This is a genomic window from Kingella negevensis (assembly GCF_030177895.1).
In the GTDB taxonomy this organism is placed as follows: domain Bacteria; phylum Pseudomonadota; class Gammaproteobacteria; order Burkholderiales; family Neisseriaceae; genus Kingella_C; species Kingella_C negevensis.
Map to the genome: position 1 here is coordinate 1,397,931 of NZ_CP123448.1, position 16,922 is coordinate 1,414,852.

The 16,922-nt window shown below is 43.5% G+C and carries 13 protein-coding genes and 2 pseudogenes; 8 read left to right on the forward strand and 7 right to left on the reverse strand.

Annotated elements, in window-relative coordinates; all coding sequences use genetic code 11:
• Positions 1-72: 72 nt before the first annotated feature.
• Positions 73-777 carry an IS1 family transposase gene (locus QEO93_RS07705; RefSeq protein ID WP_284627563.1) on the reverse strand — a complete coding sequence of 235 codons (705 nt, stop codon included), beginning with the start codon at positions 775-777 and terminating at the stop codon, positions 73-75.
• A gap of 110 nt (positions 778-887) precedes the next feature.
• Between QEO93_RS07705 and QEO93_RS07710 the strand changes: the two genes are divergently transcribed.
• The 4 genes and pseudogenes from QEO93_RS07710 to QEO93_RS07725 all read left to right on the forward strand — a co-directional run bounded on the left by QEO93_RS07710 (position 888) and on the right by QEO93_RS07725 (position 4,378).
• Positions 888-1,862 (forward strand): glycosyltransferase, encoded by a 975-nt coding sequence (locus tag QEO93_RS07710; RefSeq protein ID WP_044250115.1) that lies wholly within the window; start codon positions 888-890, stop codon positions 1,860-1,862.
• Between the two features lie 266 nt (positions 1,863-2,128).
• Entirely contained in the window at positions 2,129-2,392 is a 264-nt protein-coding gene (locus QEO93_RS07715; protein ID WP_060536905.1) for a transposase, read from the forward strand.
• Between the two features lie 17 nt (positions 2,393-2,409).
• The gene (locus QEO93_RS07720; RefSeq protein ID WP_085815636.1) at positions 2,410-2,892 is read left to right on the forward strand and encodes an IS5 family transposase; all 483 of its coding nucleotides are present in this window, start codon (positions 2,410-2,412) and stop codon (positions 2,890-2,892) included.
• Positions 2,893-2,902: 10 nt separating this feature from the next.
• Positions 2,903-4,378: pseudogene (locus tag QEO93_RS07725) on the forward strand (aldehyde dehydrogenase family protein).
• Between the two features lie 159 nt (positions 4,379-4,537).
• On the opposite strand, the gene QEO93_RS07730 reads toward QEO93_RS07725, so the two are convergent.
• The 3 genes from QEO93_RS07730 to QEO93_RS07740 all read right to left on the reverse strand — a co-directional run bounded on the left by QEO93_RS07730 (position 4,538) and on the right by QEO93_RS07740 (position 7,114).
• Positions 4,538-5,353, reverse strand: a complete 816-nt coding sequence (locus QEO93_RS07730) for a substrate-binding periplasmic protein (RefSeq protein ID WP_085815705.1) — start codon at positions 5,351-5,353, stop codon at positions 4,538-4,540.
• Positions 5,354-5,382: 29 nt separating this feature from the next.
• Positions 5,383-6,048 (reverse strand): YceI family protein, encoded by a 666-nt coding sequence (locus QEO93_RS07735; RefSeq protein WP_085815743.1) that lies wholly within the window; start codon positions 6,046-6,048, stop codon positions 5,383-5,385.
• A 289-nt stretch (positions 6,049-6,337) separates the two neighbouring features.
• Positions 6,338-7,114 (reverse strand): RNA-guided endonuclease InsQ/TnpB family protein, encoded by a 777-nt coding sequence (locus QEO93_RS07740; protein WP_342742571.1) that lies wholly within the window; start codon positions 7,112-7,114, stop codon positions 6,338-6,340.
• Here QEO93_RS07740 and tnpA point away from each other — a divergent pair.
• The 3 genes and pseudogenes from tnpA to QEO93_RS07755 all read left to right on the forward strand — a co-directional run.
• Positions 7,100-7,333: pseudogene (gene tnpA, locus QEO93_RS07745) on the forward strand (IS200/IS605 family transposase); the annotation flags it as partial. The gene QEO93_RS07740 and the pseudogene tnpA sit on opposite strands and share 15 nt — an antisense overlap.
• Before the next feature lie 354 nt (positions 7,334-7,687).
• On the forward strand, positions 7,688-10,423 hold the full coding sequence (gene gyrA / locus QEO93_RS07750; protein WP_085815706.1) for a DNA gyrase subunit A: 2,736 nt from the start codon (positions 7,688-7,690) through the stop codon (positions 10,421-10,423).
• 176 nt (positions 10,424-10,599) lie between these two features.
• Positions 10,600-12,975 carry a phosphoketolase family protein gene (locus QEO93_RS07755; RefSeq protein WP_032136417.1) on the forward strand — a complete coding sequence of 792 codons (2,376 nt, stop codon included), beginning with the start codon at positions 10,600-10,602 and terminating at the stop codon, positions 12,973-12,975.
• Positions 12,976-13,038: 63 nt separating this feature from the next.
• On the opposite strand, the gene QEO93_RS07760 is transcribed toward QEO93_RS07755, so the two are convergent.
• On the reverse strand, positions 13,039-13,344 hold the full coding sequence (locus QEO93_RS07760) for a hypothetical protein (protein ID WP_032136418.1): 306 nt from the start codon (positions 13,342-13,344) through the stop codon (positions 13,039-13,041).
• Positions 13,345-13,453: 109 nt separating this feature from the next.
• Between QEO93_RS07760 and QEO93_RS07765 the strand changes: the two genes are divergently transcribed.
• A complete protein-coding gene (locus tag QEO93_RS07765) occupies positions 13,454-14,242 on the forward strand; it encodes a 5'-nucleotidase, lipoprotein e(P4) family (protein ID WP_032136419.1) in 789 nt (262 codons plus the stop codon).
• Positions 14,243-14,327: 85 nt separating this feature from the next.
• Here the strand turns inward: QEO93_RS07765 and QEO93_RS07770 are convergent, their stop codons facing one another.
• The gene (locus QEO93_RS07770) at positions 14,328-15,887 is read right to left on the reverse strand and encodes a TerC family protein (protein ID WP_032136433.1); all 1,560 of its coding nucleotides are present in this window, start codon (positions 15,885-15,887) and stop codon (positions 14,328-14,330) included.
• Positions 15,888-16,101: 214 nt separating this feature from the next.
• Complete coding sequence (locus QEO93_RS07775; protein WP_032136420.1) at positions 16,102-16,848, reverse strand: PhnD/SsuA/transferrin family substrate-binding protein; 747 nt, start codon at positions 16,846-16,848, stop codon at positions 16,102-16,104.
• Between the last annotated feature and the right edge of the window lie 74 nt (positions 16,849-16,922).

Consider the following 16,922-nt stretch of genomic DNA (forward strand, 5'->3'; position numbering starts at 1 on the left):
AGGCTGCGTTAGAGATACAATAACGCAGCCTGAAAATATTTTGGGTGGTGTCCTGAAAAGTGTGCTGTAAAACTAAACAATGCCAAAATGAATATCAAAGAAAGCCAAATCAAAAACTTTCTTGTGATAAAACATACTTTTAGAAAAGCAACACGTTTTTCTAAACGCTCGCCTTACTTTGTGCCGTAAACGACAGTTATTACCCTCAATGCCAACTGTGTGTTGCTTACCAACTAGATGCCATTCTTCATTTGAAAAGACATTTAAAAATGCAGCCCAGTCGTCGGTCGCCATTCTGTCATAGGTTACACGCAACTCTTTCAAACGCCGTTTGAGTGCTCGCGCTGTTGCTAAATCGCGCTTACCCCAAACGTAAGCGACAATTTCGCCACTTTCTCTGTGATAGGCATAGACTAGCCACACTTTATTAGACTTGTTACCGACAAATGTCCAAAACTCGTCTATTTCAAGTGTAGAGTAATGTTTTTGTTTAGGAAATGGCTCAAACTCATGGCGTTTTAAGGCAGCCTGAACTTTGTCTTTGCTGTAACCCGTAATTGCTGCAATATCGCGAATGCCACAACCTCTAACGGTCATTCTCCAAACCTGTTCATCAGCTTTGGAATGACAACCCTTATAGGTAAGGTTATGGTCGCCAATAAAATTACGGCAGCAATCTTTACAAAAATACTTTTGTTTACGATTGCCAGAGTAGCCATTTTTCTTTATATTTTGTCCTTGGCAGCGAGGACAAGTTAGAGTTATTTCTGTTTTCACACATTCAATAATACTCTGTTCTCGCTGCTTTTTTATTGCTTATTTTTTACAGCACACTTTTCAGGACATCACCCAATAACGCAGCCTGAAAATACTTTGGGAGACCATAAATGACGACTTCTGTTTATTATCTATTGAATGCACTCGCGCGGCGTGGCGGCACTTATGTAATGTTCGACCATATCCGCACACTTCGCAAACATAACATCAACGCACAATTTTTATTTGTCGGCAGCGACTGGCCAGGCTTTGAAGAAAACTTACGCACACTCAATGCTGCCGATGTTCCCGTGGCACAAATCAACGAAGTCCACGTAAAAGGTGATTTTGAACGCGCATGGTTTATCGCCCCTGAAACCTTGTCTTACACGCACTATATTCAGCCTCTAAACATTCAAAACCTAGTCTTGCACAACCAAAATCCACTTTATACGCATTACTACGCTGACGACGCAAAACAGATTAACGCGCAACCCAATCTAAAACGAATAATTGTGCCAAGCCATTACACCAAATGGAAATTGCAAGACATGGGCATTAATAGACCGATTGATGTCGTGTTGCCCTATATTCCTGATATTTTTCAGGCTGCCGAAAAACCAAAAGATTGCATTAACATTACTTGCTACACCAGTAAACGCGCTGATGAAATCAAATTAATTCAGTTTTATTTTGAATCCTTGCGCGGCACATTGCCCATGCCTGTAAACTTCTTCAGCATTTCAGGTTCACGCGAAGACATCGCGCAAGCTATGGCAAAATCACACATTTTTCTGTCGCTCGCCAAAAACGAATCGCTGGGTTTAATGGCATTGGAAGCCATGGCTTCAGGCTGCCATATGGTCGGGTTTTCAGGGTTTACCGAATTTGAACGCAACGATTGCTTAAGCCCATCCAACGGCGATTGGGTGCAAGAGGGCGAATATCACGCCTTAGCCAAAAAATTGGAACAGGCGATTTTTCAGGCTGCGTCAGGTTTGCCCAACCCCATTATTCAAGCAGGACAAAATATGGTGAATCAGCGTTATCGTTATCCACAGTTTGAAGCAGCTTTGCTGCAAGCGATTGGGCATTTAGCCGCATAACTTTTCAGGCTGCATTTTGAAACTTCAGAATGCAGCCTGAAAAGTTAATTACATGTATCAACAGCCAAATAGTTCATTTGATTGATGCAAAATCACCATGTAGTCTATTGTAATAATAAGAAAATCAAGACTATACTAACGATACGGTTGGCAGTTTTTATTATTTTGTCTATCAGTGGTTTGAATGATAGTGGACGCACATCAAGGAGCAACATCATGGCAAAAGATTTAAGAACCTGTATTCACAAAAATGATAAAATATCTTTATGACTAGAAAATCCTACCCAACAGACTTAACAGATGCCCAATGGCAAGCGATTGAGCCACATTTTAACCAGCTACGCCACTACAAATGGGATAAACGTCAATTAGTGAATGCCGTTTTGTACATCACCAAAACAGGTTGCCAATGGCGTATGCTGCCCAATGATTTTCCACCTTATTCAACCGTATGGAGTTTCTATCGCAGAGCCAATCAATCAGGCTTATGGGATAGAATTCTTTTGGCATTGATTCAAAAAAACGTTTAATCCATCAAAAACAAGCAATGCCAACTTATGCCATTATTGATTCACAAAGTGTCAAAATAGCTTCTAGCGCACATGATAAAGGTTTTGATGGAGGTAAAAAAATCAAAGGTCGTAAGCGACATATAGCTGTTGATACGTTGGGTAATCTATTGTCTGTTGTGGTTCATGCAGCCAATATTCATGACACAAAAGCAGGTATTTTTGTAGCAAAAAAAGCGTTTGAGACCTATCCGAGTTTAAAAGGTTTCTGTGCGGACGCAGGTTATCGGAATACATTTGAGCGTGAAGTATCAGAGCAATTGGGTTTAACTGTTGAGATTTCAAAGAGAATTCAAGATATTTCTTGGCATATTCTGCCCAAACGTTGGATTGTAGAACGAACGTTTGCATGGTTAGGTTGGTCTCGACGTTTAGCAAAAGATTTTGAGCAGACGAATTTATCTGCTGAAAATTTTGTTAAACTAGGGTATATTTCACAAATATTAAAATTTATCAAATAGTTGTTTGTGAATACGGGTTCTAAATGTGTTTGACAAAGAATATGGTTTATTGATTAACGGCGAATGGAAACATGGCAGCGAATTGCTAACCGCGTACAACCCAGCCAACGGTGCAAAACTCGCCAAATTCGTGGACGCGAACGATGCAGACGTAGATGCAGCCGTTGCCGCCGCACAAAAAGCGTTCAAAACGTAGCGCAAAACCACCGTTACCGAACGCACCGCGATTCTGAACAAAGTCGCAGACGTGATTGACGAAAACGCCGAATTATTCGCGCTGCAAGAAACATTGGACAACGGCAAACCGATTCGCGAAACACGCGCGGCGGACGTGCCATTAGCTTCCGACCATTTCCGCTATTTCGCTGGCGTGATTCGCGGCGAAGAAGGCACTTGCAACCAGTTGGACGAAGAAGATTTATCGCTGGTGTTGCGTGAACCAATTGGCGTGGTAGGGCAAATTATTCCGTGGAATTTCCCATTTTTAATGGCGGCTTGGAAAATCGCCCCTGCTTTGGCGGCTGGCTGCACGATTGTGATTCACCCGTCTAGCAGCACATCTTTGAGTTTGCTGTCATTCGCACAGAAAATTAATCACTTGTTGCCAAAAGGCGTGTTAAACGTGATTACAGGCAAAGGCAGCAAATCAGGCGAATATATGCTGCACCACAAAGGTTTTAACAAACTCGCGTTTACTGGCTCAACTGAAATTGGTCGCAAAATCGGCATTACGGCGGCGGAAATGTTGATTCCATCCACATTGGAATTAGGCGGCAAATCAGCCAATATTTTCTTGGACGATATGCCATTTGATAAAGCATTGGAAGGCGCACAAAAAGGGATTTTGTTCAATCAAGGTCAGGTGTGCTGTGCAGGTTCACGCATTTTTGTGCAAGAAGGCATTTACGATAAATTTGTGAATGCGCTGGCGGCGGAATTCCAAAAAGTGAAAGTCGGTTTACCTTGGGAAGACGACACCCAAATGGGTTCTCAAGTAAATGGCGGACGACTGCAAACGATTTTAAAATAGGTGAAAATTAGCGAGCAAGAAGGCTGTCGCATCATCAGAGGCGGCAAAAAAGTGGAAAGCGGCGAATTGGCAAACGGCGAATTTTTAGAGCCGACCTTGCTGGAAGTGGACAGCAACAACGCGCGTGTTTCACAAGAAGAAATCTTCGGACCTGTTGCAACCGTGATTAAATTCAAAACCGAAGAAGAGGTGATTCGCATGGCAAACGAAAGTAAATACGGTTTAGGCGGCGGCGTGTGGACGCACGATATTAACCGTGCCTTGCGCGTGGCGCGTGCGATTGAAACAGGTTACGTGTGGGTAAACTGCTATAACCGTTTGCCTGCTGGCGCACCGTTTGGCGGCTACAAAACTTCGGGGATTGGTCTCGAAATGCACAAAATGATGTTGGCGGCTTACACGCAAGTGAAAAATATTTATACCAGTACACGTGAAGAACGTGAAGGTATGTATTAAACTTGCTGCAAAACTAGAAAAGATTGTCGTAGGCCAAGCTGGTAGCCCGACAAATCCATGTATATCGTGAAAGGTATCGGGCAAGAAGTCTGCCCGACCTACACCGATTTCGCAGGAAGTCTATTAAATAAACCGCCCGCATTACCGTATTTAACTAAATTATTCAGATGGTTTTATCCATTTATTCATTATTACCGCTAATTCACCTGATTTCCTTAATTCCATCAAGCCGTTATTAACTTTTGAGAGTAACTCTAATGAATCTGGTTGTGCTACAAATACTATATTATGCTTTTCAGGCATATCATTAATATCCTGAATAGAAAAAGGGAACTTTTCCAAAATATCATTACGAGCATAATAATTTAAAATAGTGCAGTCCCCTACAACAGAATCTGCTTCATTTTTCATAAGTGCAGACAACGCTAAATAATTAGAAGGGAACTCAATAATATTGCTATTTTGCACAACATTTTTTACTTTTTTAACGGCTTCCAAATCAGAAACTAAAACTGCTATGCGTTTCTCTTTCCACTTATCCGAACTTTTATAACGCAACTCCATAACACATTTTTTAGTTTCAGAATAAGGCAAACTAACTAAAGCATCTTTTTGCTTTTCTTTTACTTCAGTCTCATCAATCCCAGATGCCAATAATGAAACACCCTCTTTTTTCATATTACCTAAAATATCGTTATGTGGATCTAAAATATCGTTATGTGGATAGGGTTTATATTGAAATGAAATATTTTCTTTTTCAGCAATTTTATTCAAAATATCAACATCTAATCCTATTATTCTCCCATCCTTATCCGATAACGAATAAGGAGGATATTGCGGATCAATAGCAACAACATAAATAGGTTTTGTAGCAACTGACTGTGATACTGGTATTATTTCCTCTTGAATTGACTCTTCCTGTGAACAAGCCACTAAAAATGAAATAATTACTGAAATAGTTAACAATTTCTTCATTACCACTTCTCCCTCTTTATTATTCTTTATTAAGAAATGCGACTAAACTCACCATAAAAAGAAATAGGTACTTGCTGTATTATTGTACTTACACCTATTCCTTCCATTAATTTTTCCATCTCTTCCAACATATTGATTTTACCAATATCAACAATAACAGGAGTCCGTGTATTCACAATCATCCTATTATTATCTACTCGACTGATTAACAGAGCAGCCTGGATAGGGATATCTACACCATGCAAGTTAAGCGAAAGATTTTGATCCAATAACAACGTCTCACCCAATTTTAATTGATTAATTTGCGCTGAATCCAACTGACCCGTAACGGTCGCTATGGGGAATTTAGATGTTTCAAAGAACCAATCTTTCATACGTTGATTTCTAATATCAATATCTGTACTAATACTTTTCAAATCAATAGTTAAAACAAATTTACCATCAACTCCCAAAACTGCTGATGATGTATCAAAATGCGCGAGCTCTGTAATGCTTTTAAATTCTGGAGTTACTTTACCCATTAAAAATGTAATTTTTGTGTTATGACTTTCCCATTTTGCTGCATCAGTTAAGATTGCAACCGATGGAGACGAAGATTGTGTAGAATTTGCAACTGACGATTCACTATTTGAACATGCAGATAATGCAAACACACTACTAAGAAAAATAGCTATTGAAGCTGAAATGAGTTTCATAATTCCTCTTCCATTTTTATCCGAATAAATATATTTAATTATATTATTGATTACCAACTCTAAAAAAGCAAAAAGTTTTATATTTACTTTTATTAACATAAAATAACAAAATTATTAAATGCTTAGCAATAACATTAATTGACATCCTTCCCTCCCTAAAGGGAGGGAATTCCTACTGCGGCTAGCAATGTTTTGCTGACTCGCTTCGGTGGGTTCGTGCTGCTGGCAACCTGACTGCATTGTTCACTTCACACGCGCTACGGACACGTCCTGCCCTGATTTTTGTTTTTCAGGCAGCCTGAATGGCTTGCCCACGTTTTAATATATTGATTGCACCGACTACATCGGCATTGTTTTGATAGCCACACTCTACGCATTCAAAATTCGCCTGCGTTTGGCGGTTATTTTTCGCGGTATATCCGCAACTAGGACAACAACGGCTGGTATTTTGTGGCAGAACAGCAAACAAAAAACCGCCATTCCAAGCCAATTTATACGCTAACTGTCGTCTAAATTCCGCCCAAGATTGGTCTAAAATCGCACGATTTAAGCCTGATTTTTGTTTGATGTTTTTACCGTGCTGTTCAACATCGCCTTTTGCTGACTTAGACATATTCGCCACTTGCAAATCTTCAACGTACACAATCGCGTGGTTTTGGCTGATTTGGCTGCTGATTTGATGCAAGTAGTTTTTACGAATATTGGCTATTTTGTGGTGCAATTTGGCAATTTTGGCTTTTAGCTTTTGCCAATTTTTAGAAAATTTGGTCTTGTTTTTGAAACGTTTTTGTAGTTTAGCTAATTTGCCTTTTAGGTTCTTAAATGCGTTAATCGGCTCAAAATATTCGCCGTTGGACAAAGTAGCAAAACGAACGATGCCCATATCAATACCGATTTCTCCGCCGTTGGGTTTTGGCGTTTCCGTCTCAAATTCTGTTTGAATAGAAACATACCACTTACCGCATTTTTGGCTGACGGTTACATTTTTCAGGCTGCCTGAAATAGCTCGGCTATTGCGATAACGCACCCAACCCATTTTTGGTAAATAGGTAATGACCATATTCATTTGCTTGTAAACTATCCACCCAAAGTGTCTATTTCAAAACTCGTGAACAGCTTGAAAGGTGTATCTAGTCGTATGATTAGGCAAAAAAATTATCCCAGTATTCGTGAGAAACTTTGGGGTGGTCCGTTGTGGTCGCCGTCTTATTTTGCAGGTAGTTGTGGCGGTGCACCTATTTCCATTATTCGGCAATATATTGAGCAGCAAAATACGCCTGACTGAAATTCAACGTTTTTAGGACTGCTTCGCAGTCCGTGCCTGATATCTCCGCCGTGAACGGCGCATTCGGATAAAATTCCCCTGATGAGTGAAAAAGCGAGAGATTACAGCATATTTCAAATAAAACAAAACTTTATCTATTTTTCAGGCTGCATTTAAAAAACGGAACGTCGGCAGCTCGCCGACAATTCTGTGCCTCAATGCAAACTGATTTTCTTAAAAAATGAAATCGTGATGAACTGCGATTATATCGGCGAGCTGCCGATGCCCCATTTTGTTTCCTATACTTTCAGGCAGCCTGAAAACCTTGTTTTTGTGATAAAATCACGCGTTTTTTAATATTTTGGAATACACAGAATGAGCAGCGCAAACGACCAACAATTTGCCAAAGAAACCATAGTAGTTAGCCTAGAAGACGAAATGAAAAAGTCCTATTTGGACTACGCCATGTCGGTGATTGTGGGACGTGCGTTGCCCGATGTGCGCGACGGCTTGAAACCCGTCCACCGCCGCGTGTTGTACGCCATGCACGAATTGAAAAATAACTGGAACGGCGCGTACAAAAAATCCGCTCGCGTGGTCGGCGATGTCATCGGTAAATACCACCCACACGGCGACAGCGCGGTTTACCAAACCATCGTGCGCATGGCACAACCATTTTCCATGCGCTACACGCTGGTGGACGGTCAAGGTAACTTCGGTTCGGTAGATGGCGACGCGGCGGCGGCAATGCGTTACACCGAAATCCGCATGGAAAAAATCGCCCACGAAATGCTCGCCGACATTGAAGAAGACACGGTTAATTTTGGCGACAACTACGACGGCAGCGAACGCGAACCGCTTGTTTTGCCAACTCGTTTTCCTGCGCTGCTCGTGAACGGCTCGGAAGGGATTGCGGTCGGCATGGCAACCAGCATTCCGCCACACAATTTGCGCGACACGCTTGCAGGCTGCCTGAAATTATTGCGCGAACCTGAAACCGACATCAACGAATTGATTGACATCATCAAAGCCCCCGATTTCCCAACTGGCGCAACGATTTACGGCTTGACAGGCATTCGCGCTGGCTACCACACAGGGCGCGGTCGTGTCGTAATCCGTTCCAAAACGCACATTGAACCGATTGGCAAAAATGGCGAACGTGAAGCGATTATTGTTGATGAAATTCCGTATCAAGTGAATAAATCCAAACTCGTTGAAAAAATTGGCGATTTGGTGCGCGACAAGGCAATTGAAGGCATTGCGGAATTGCGCGATGAGTCGGACAAAGACGGCACGCGCATTGTGATTGAATTGAAACGCAATGAAAATGCAGAAGTCATTTTAAATCAATTATATAAACTCACACAGTTGCAAGATACGTTTGGCATCAATATGGTGGCGTTGGTGGACGGTCAGCCGCGTTTGTTGAATTTGAAACAGATTTTGAGCGAATTTTTACGCCATCGCCGTGAAGTGGTTACGCGCAGAACGCTGTTTCGCTTGAAAAAAGCGCGTGCAGAAGGACACATCGCAGAAGGTAAAGCGGTTGCCCTGTCCAATATTGATGAGATGATTGCGCTGATTAAGCAGTCGGCGGACGTGGAAACGGCGCGTGAAGCGTTGCTCGGTCGCGCTTGGCAATCGGCTTTAGTGAGCGAAATGTTGTCGCGCTCGGATTTGGATTTACGCATGGCGCGTCCTGAATGGCTGCCTGAAAATCGCGGTTTGCAAGCAGACGGTTATTGGTTGAGCGATGAGCAAGCGCGTGCGATTTTGCGTATGAGTTTGCGAAATTTGACTGGTTTAGACCAAGACGAAATTGTCAAAGAATATAAGGATTTAATGGCGGTTATCGTGGATTTATTGGATATTTTGGCGAAACCTGAACGTGTGCGCCAAATTATTGACGATGAATTGGTGGCGATGCAAACGCAGTTTGGCGATGAGCGCAAGAGTGAAATCAACGCGGTGGGCGGTGGCGATATTGCCGATGAAGATTTGATTCCGCCGCGTGAAATGGTGGTTACGCTGACGCACGGCGGCTACATCAAAACGCAGCCGACCAGCGATTATCAAGCGCAAAAACGCGGCGGTCGCGGCAAACAAGCGGCAGCTACAAAAGATGAAGATTTTATTGAAACATTGTTTGTGGCGAACACGCACGATTATTTGATGTGTTTCACGAATTTGGGCAAATGCCATTGGATTAAGGTTTACAGGCTGCCTGAAGGTGGGCGCAATTCACGCGGTCGTCCGATTAACAATGTGATTCAGTTGGAAGAAAACGAAAAAGTGAGTGCGATTTTGCCTGTTCGTGATTTCCCTGAAGATGAATATGTGTTCTTTGCGACTGCGTTGGGCGTAGTGAAAAAAGTTCAGCTTTCTGCGTTCAAAAATGTGAGCGTGAAAGGCATTAAGGCGATTGCGTTGAAAGACGGCGACAGCTTGGTGGGCGTGGCAAAAACGTCGGGTTCGTCTGATATTATGTTGTTTAGCAATTTGGGTAAGGCGATTCGTTTCAATGAATTTTACAATCCAACGAGCAACGATGATGATGAAAGCGAAGACGTTTCAGGCAGCCTGAATGATGAAAATTCAGCTGATGATGATAATTCTAGCGAATTTAATTTGCTGACGAATAAAGGTATTCGCCCAAGTGGTCGTGGTTCGGGCGGTTTGCGCGGTATGAAGCTGCCTGAAAATGGTCGCATTGTGAGTTTGTTGGTGGCGGAATTGGGTAGCGATTTGCAAGTTTTGACCGCTACGCAAAACGGCTACGGCAAACGCACGCCGATTGAAGATTACTCGCGCAAAGGCAAAGGCGGTCAAGGGATTATTGCGATTGATACTGGCGAACGTAACGGTGAATTGGTGGGCGCAGCGTTGGTGTCGCCTAGCGATGATTTGATGTTAATCACATCGGGCGGCGTGTTAATCCGCACCAAAGTGGAGCAGATTCGTGAAACAGGACGTGCGGCGGCTGGCGTGAAACTCATCAATTTGGACGAAGGCACGACTTTGGTTAGCATTGAGCCTGTGGCGGAGTCTGATGATGAGATTGATGACGCAACAACGGAAACCACGCAGCCTGAAAGTGATGTAACTGAGTAATTTTGCAGTACAAAAAGCAGCCTGAAAACTTTTCAGGCTGCTTTCTTTTTCAGGCTGCGAAATTTATTTAATTTTGTTACAAAAATTTAATTTAAATCTAGTTTTTCAAGTGCAAAAAGGGATATGATTACGCTTGTAATTCGTAACTTGACAACAACTAGAAGAGAGTAAAAAACATGAGTAACACTCAATTTGATACTGCTGAATACTTGGGCAAAGTAGATGCTTGGTGGCGCGCTGCCAACTATATTTCTGTTGCGCAAATGTATTTGAAAGACAATCCATTGTTGAAAACCCCAATGGTTGCCGACGATGTGAAAGCACACCCTATCGGACACTGGGGTACTGTGCCGGGGCAAAACTTTATCTACGCGCACTTGAACCGTGCAATTAACAAATACGATGTAGATATGTTCTACATCGAAGGTCCAGGTCATGGCGGTCAAGTAATGGTGTCAAACTCTTACTTGGACGGCAGCTACACTGAAATTTATCCTGAAATCACTCAAGACACTGCTGGTTTGAAAAAATTGTGCAAAATTTTCTCTTTCCCAGGCGGTATCGCTTCTCACGCTGCACCTGAAACCCCAGGTTCTATCCACGAAGGTGGTGAATTGGGTTACGCATTGTCTCACGCGTTTGGCGCAGTTTTGGATAATCCAAACATCATCGCTGCCGCAGTTGTGGGCGACGGTGAAGCAGAAACTGGCCCATTATGTGCAGGTTGGTTTGGTAACACATTCATCAACCCTGTAAACGATGGCGCAGTATTGCCAATCTTATATTTGAACGGCGGCAAAATCCACAACCCAACTATCTTGGCTCGTAAAACTGACGAAGAATTGAAACTGTACTTTAACGGTATGGGCTGGGAACCTATTTTTGTTGATGTGAACGGCGTGGAAAACTACCACGAAATCATGGCGCAAAAAGTAGACGAAGCAGTTGAACGCATTTTGGCAATTTGGAAAGAAACACGCGCGCACAAAGCAGAAGAAGTTTCTATGCCACATTGGCCAGTATTGGTTGCGCGTATTCCTAAAGGCTGGACTGGTCCTAAATTATGGAACAGCGAACCAATCGAAGGCGGTTTCCGTGCGCACCAAGTGCCAATCCCTGCAAGCTCTCACGATATGGCAACTGCTGGCGCATTGGAAGAATGGTTGCGTAGCTATCGCCCAGAAGAATTGTTTGATGACAACGGTTGCTTCTTGGATAAATGGCGCGAAATTTCGCCTAAAGGCGCAAAACGTATGTCTGTTCACCCAATCACAAACGGCGGTGTGAACCCTAAAGCGTTGGTAATGCCTGATTGGACTAAACACGCTTTGGAAATCGGCGTTCCTGGCAGCAAAGACGCGCAAGATATGATTGAATGTGGTCGCTTGATGGCAGACGTGGTTACGGCTAACCCAGACAACTTCCGTATCTTCGGCCCAGATGAAACCAAATCTAACCGCTTGAACCAAGTGTTTAAAGTAACGAACCGTCAATGGATGGGTCGCCGCGATGAAGCTTACGATGAATGGATTTCTCCAGTTGGTCGCGTGATTGACTCTCAACTGTCTGAACACCAAGCAGAAGGCTTCTTGGAAGGCTACGTTTTGACAGGTCGCCACGGTTTCTTCGCAAGCTACGAATCATTCTTCCGCGTGGTGGATTCAATGATTACGCAACACTTCAAATGGTTGCGCAAATGCAAAACGCACGCAGCTTGGCGCAATGATTACCCATCATTGAACTTGATTGCTACATCAACTGTGTTCCAACAAGACCACAATGGTTATACGCACCAAGACCCAGGCTTGCTGACTCACTTGGCAGAGAAAAAACCTGAATTTGTCCGCGAATACTTGCCAGCCGACAGCAACACTTTGATGGCAGTGATGGAAGACGCTTTGACTTCACGCGATCGCATTAACCTGATTGTGTCGTCCAAACACTTGCGCCCACAATTCTTCAATGCTGAAGAAGCGAAAGAATTGGTACGCGAAGGTTACAAAGTGATTGATTGGGCATCAACTTGCCACGATGGTGAACCAGATGTAGTCATCGCCGCAGCAGGTACAGAGCCAAACATGGAAGCCTTGGCAGCGATTAGCATTTTGCACAAACAATTCCCAGAACTCAAAATCCGCTTTATCAACGTGGTAGATATTCTGAAATTGCGCCACCCAAGCATTGACCCACGCGGTTTGAGCGACGAACAATTTGATGCGTTGTTCACTAAAGACAAACCAGTGGTATTCTGCTTCCACGGCTACGAAGGCATGATTCGCGACTTGTTCTTCTCACGCCACAACCACAATGTACGCATTCACGGCTACCGTGAAAATGGCGACATCACCACACCATTTGATATGCGTGTATTGTCTGAAATGGACCGTTTCCACGTTGCTAAAGACGCAGCACAAGCCGTTTATGGTGAAAAAGCTGCTGAATTTGCTACGAAAATGGACGAAACTGTGGCATTCCACCGCAGCTATATCCGTGAACATGGTAAAGACATTCCAGAAGTGGCTGAATGGAAATGGCAACCTTTGTCTAAATAATTAAGCTGTTTTAAATAATAACGCAGCCTGAAACCCATTTTCAGGCTGCATTACATCATCAATTCAATGCAACACCATCTGAACCAAATACTGCACCCCATACCCAATCCCATACAAAATCCCCGCCATAATCACCGAACTAATCAACGTAGCGATATAGCGCACCAACGGCATAGCAGCCTGAATTTTCTTCAACTCTTCCGCCTTGCCTTGCACATCTTGTTCCACCTTCAAATAAGCCAATCGCAAAAACGCATGGCACACCGCAAACGCAAAAATCACCGCCCAATGCAACGGCACAATCCCCGCAATCACATTCAACACAAACAAGCCATTTCCCGCCCAATCAATCATTTTCAAACGATTCATTTTCATTTCCTTGATATAAAACAAGCATTTTAGGCAAAATCCGTTTGAAGCAATATTTCAGTTCCATTAAAATTCGTTTGTTTTTGTAAACCCCATTGGAGAAATCAACATGAAAAAAATTGCTCTATCCCTGATTGTGGCAGCAACCCTATCCGCATGTGCCACCCCAGAAACCCAATTAGAACAACAAGCAGGCTTAGCCGTGAACTGGGTACAAGATTCAGGCGAATACAAAGCCCTATCTTATCAAGCGTTCAACTTTGCACGTATCGCGTTTAACAACACCCAAGTGCCAGAAGGTCGCCAAAAAGCCGTGGTGGTTGATTTAGACGAAACCATGGTGGATAACTCAGCTTATGCCGCATGGCGCATCAAAAACAACCGCCCATTCAGCCAACAAGATTGGACACGCTGGGTAAACGCACGCCAAGCAACAGCGATTGCAGGCGCAGTTGAGTTCAACAATTATGTGAATGCTAACGGCGGTAAAGTGTTCTATGTATCCAACCGTTTGGCAAAAGAAGAGCAAGCAGCCACTATTGAAAACTTGCAAAAACTTGGTTTCACTGGCGTGGACAACGAATCTCTGCTGTTGAAAACCAACAAATCAAACAAAAGCATCCGCTTCCAACAAGTGCAAGACCGCGGTTATGACATCGTGTTATTTATCGGCGACAACTTGAATGACTTTGGCGATACCACTTACCACAAAGACAACGCTCAACGCCGCGCGTTTGTAGACCAAAATAAACAATTATTTGGTACACGTTTCATCGTGTTGCCTAACCCGACTTACGGCGACTGGGAAAGCGGCATGGCAAAAGGTTACTACTCACTCACGCCAAAAGGTCGTGTAGAAGCGCGTGATAAAGCCTTGCGCTCTTGGAACGGTAAATAATCAGATTGCAGCCTGAAAACTCATAAAAAACGCGATTGGCACAAAACCAATCGCGTTTTTTATGAGTTTTCAGGCTGCAATCGCCCTATTCCTCTTCCACAATCCGCGTAATCCCCACACGTTCCACGCGATGACCTTCTTTCTCCAGCACTTCAAATCGCCAACCGTGAAACTCAATCGTGTCGCCCACTTCAGGCAGCTCGCCCAATTCTTCCATAATCAAGCCAGCCACGGTGTGAAATTCCGCGTCGTCTGATTGCGGCGGCAAATTTAATTGTGGCGCAAGTTCCACATATTCCAACGCACCGTCCACCGTCAAACTGTCGTCCGAATTTTCTTGCAGCGCAGGTTCGTCTTCGCGCTCAAATTCTTCGGGAAACTCGCCAGCAATCGTTTCCAGCAAATCTTTCATGGTAACCATGCCCAGCACCGCGCCAAACTCGTCCACCACCAAAGCATAATCCGCGCTGTGTTTGCGGAACAACTCAATCGCCATCAACGCGGTTGCGCTTTCAGGCAGCATTAACGGCTGTTTTAACGCAGCCTGAATATTCATTTCGCCCGTTTCCAAAAGCTGCGCCAACAAATCTTTTTTGTTGATGTAACCCAGCGGCTCGTCCACACCAGCTTTGCCAACGACTAACATTCGCGAATAAGGCGTTTCCACCAATTTCGTTTTTTGCTCGTCTTTGCTTTGCGAAATATCCAAGCGCTCAATGTCGCTGCGCGGAATCATCACACCAAAAATCGGGCGTTCAGCAAGCGTTAAAACGCTGCGAATCATGGATTTTTCGTTTTCTTCAAAGTGTTCGTTATCGTTTGATTCATCGCCGTCTTTTGCCAACAAACTTTCACGAATGCCCATCATGCCCAGCACGTTTTCAGCGGTGCGTTGTCGCCAAGAACTGTTGATGTAGTCTTTGCGTTTGGTGTTTCTCTGTGAAACTTGGTTGAAAATTTCAATAAGGATTGAGAAACCAATCGCGGCATATAAATAGCCTTTTGGAATGTGGAAGTGGAACGCTTCGGCAATCAGGCTGAAACCAATCATCAGCAAGAAGCCTAAACACAACATCACAACGGTTGGGTGTCTGTCCACAAACGCGGTAAGCGGTTTGCTGGCAGTAATCATCGCTACCATGGCTACGACTACCGCGCTCATAGCTATGATGATATGTTCCACCATCGCCACGGCGGTAATCACGCTATCAATGGAGAAAATTGCGTCCAACACCAAAATCTGTGCGACTACGCCCCAAAATGCGGCGTGCTTTTTCTGCATGTCGGCAACTTGAAAATGGTTTTCGCCTTCTAGTCGCTCGTGCAATTCGGTGGTGGCTTTGTATAACAGGAAGATGCCACCACCGAGCATAATCAAGTCTTTGCCTGATACGGGGTGCGAACCGAGATGAAAAAACGGTTCGGTGAGCGTGATGATGTGCGCCATAAAACCGAGCATGACGATGCGAATGCACACGGCAAGCGTTAAGCCTGTGATTCGGGCGCGGTCTCGTAGGCTGGGTTTGACTTTGTTCGCCAAAATGGCTACGAAAACGAGGTTATCGATGCCTAGTACGACTTCTAAAACTAAAAGCGTTACAAAACCTATCCATGTTTGCGGTTCGGTAAGCCAACTGATGTCCATTGTGGTTGTGTCCTTTGAAATTTGATTAAGCAGCAAAAGGCAGCCTGAAAGTGTTATCACTTTTCAGGCTGCCTTAAAAGCGTTGCTGCTCGGATTCATTCATTTTGTTGTGAAAAAATGGGTTTAAAACTATTTGAGTGTAACGAAAAAAATGGGCTTTTGCAAACAATCAGGCAGCCTGAAAATCTTTCAGGCTGCCTGAAAACTAAAATGCTTAGTCTTGTAAAGTTTCAATCAAATCAATCATAAATTCTGCGTCTTCTTGCGACAGGGGTTCAAAGCCTTCTGGAATAGACAAATCTTCTAAAACCATTTTACCCGCTGGCGTTGTGTTGATTTTCACAAACGCATCGCGCAAGGTATCCGCATGTTCCGCATAATCTGGATGCAACAAAACCACATGGCTTAAATCGTTGATATTACTTTCCATCAAGACTTTCAGGCTTTTCTTAGTTGTTGCACTGAAATTTTTAAATGTGCTTGCTAAGAAAAAGGCAGCTTCTGCTTCACCTGCGATTAAGCGACGAGCAGATTCTTGAAATGTATCCGCATGCAGCCACTGAACAGAGTGTTCGGTGATGTTTGCAGATTCCAACAAACGCAAACCAATCAAACGAATATCGCGATTGTCTGTTACCAAAATACGGCTATCTGTTGGCAAATCATCAGAATGATTAAATTCGCTGCTTGCTTGTGCAGCAATCACCATCTCATCAGAATGATTAATCGGTTTCACCAATGGAATGTAGTTGTTATCACGCACCAATGTAGACGCGTCAAATGGGTTGGCATATACCAACGCAATTTGACCGCTACTTAATTGTTCATTTTGTTCATGGTAAGTGGCTGGCGTTTTTAAATGAATAGTTGAATCAGTTAAGCGTTGTAGCTGAGTGTTGAACATGTGCCAGCCCGCAAAATACTCTGGTGGAAAATCTGGGGCAATAAGAAAATTCAGCATAAATAAAAATTCCTAATCATTAAATTTATTTTGATACAAAAACAGGTAGCAACCGTGTTATTTAGGTTTTGCAA

Bases quoted from the DNA above. Each gene is read 5' to 3' on its own strand.
- QEO93_RS07710 (WP_044250115.1), top strand. From the start codon at position 888: ATGACGACTTCTGTTTATTATCTATTGAATGCACTCGCGCGGCGTGGC.
- QEO93_RS07715 (WP_060536905.1), top strand. From the start codon at position 2,129: ATGACTAGAAAATCCTACCCAACAGACTTAACAGATGCCCAATGGCAA.
- QEO93_RS07720 (WP_085815636.1), top strand. From the start codon at position 2,410: ATGCCAACTTATGCCATTATTGATTCACAAAGTGTCAAAATAGCTTCT.
- QEO93_RS07730 (WP_085815705.1), bottom strand. From the start codon at position 5,353: ATGAAGAAATTGTTAACTATTTCAGTAATTATTTCATTTTTAGTGGCT.
- QEO93_RS07735 (WP_085815743.1), bottom strand. From the start codon at position 6,048: ATGAAACTCATTTCAGCTTCAATAGCTATTTTTCTTAGTAGTGTGTTT.
- QEO93_RS07740 (WP_342742571.1), bottom strand. From the start codon at position 7,114: ATGAATATGGTCATTACCTATTTACCAAAAATGGGTTGGGTGCGTTAT.
- gyrA (WP_085815706.1), top strand. From the start codon at position 7,688: ATGAGCAGCGCAAACGACCAACAATTTGCCAAAGAAACCATAGTAGTT.
- QEO93_RS07755 (WP_032136417.1), top strand. From the start codon at position 10,600: ATGAGTAACACTCAATTTGATACTGCTGAATACTTGGGCAAAGTAGAT.
- QEO93_RS07760 (WP_032136418.1), bottom strand. From the start codon at position 13,344: ATGAATCGTTTGAAAATGATTGATTGGGCGGGAAATGGCTTGTTTGTG.
- QEO93_RS07765 (WP_032136419.1), top strand. From the start codon at position 13,454: ATGAAAAAAATTGCTCTATCCCTGATTGTGGCAGCAACCCTATCCGCA.
- QEO93_RS07770 (WP_032136433.1), bottom strand. From the start codon at position 15,887: ATGGACATCAGTTGGCTTACCGAACCGCAAACATGGATAGGTTTTGTA.
- QEO93_RS07775 (WP_032136420.1), bottom strand. From the start codon at position 16,848: ATGCTGAATTTTCTTATTGCCCCAGATTTTCCACCAGAGTATTTTGCG.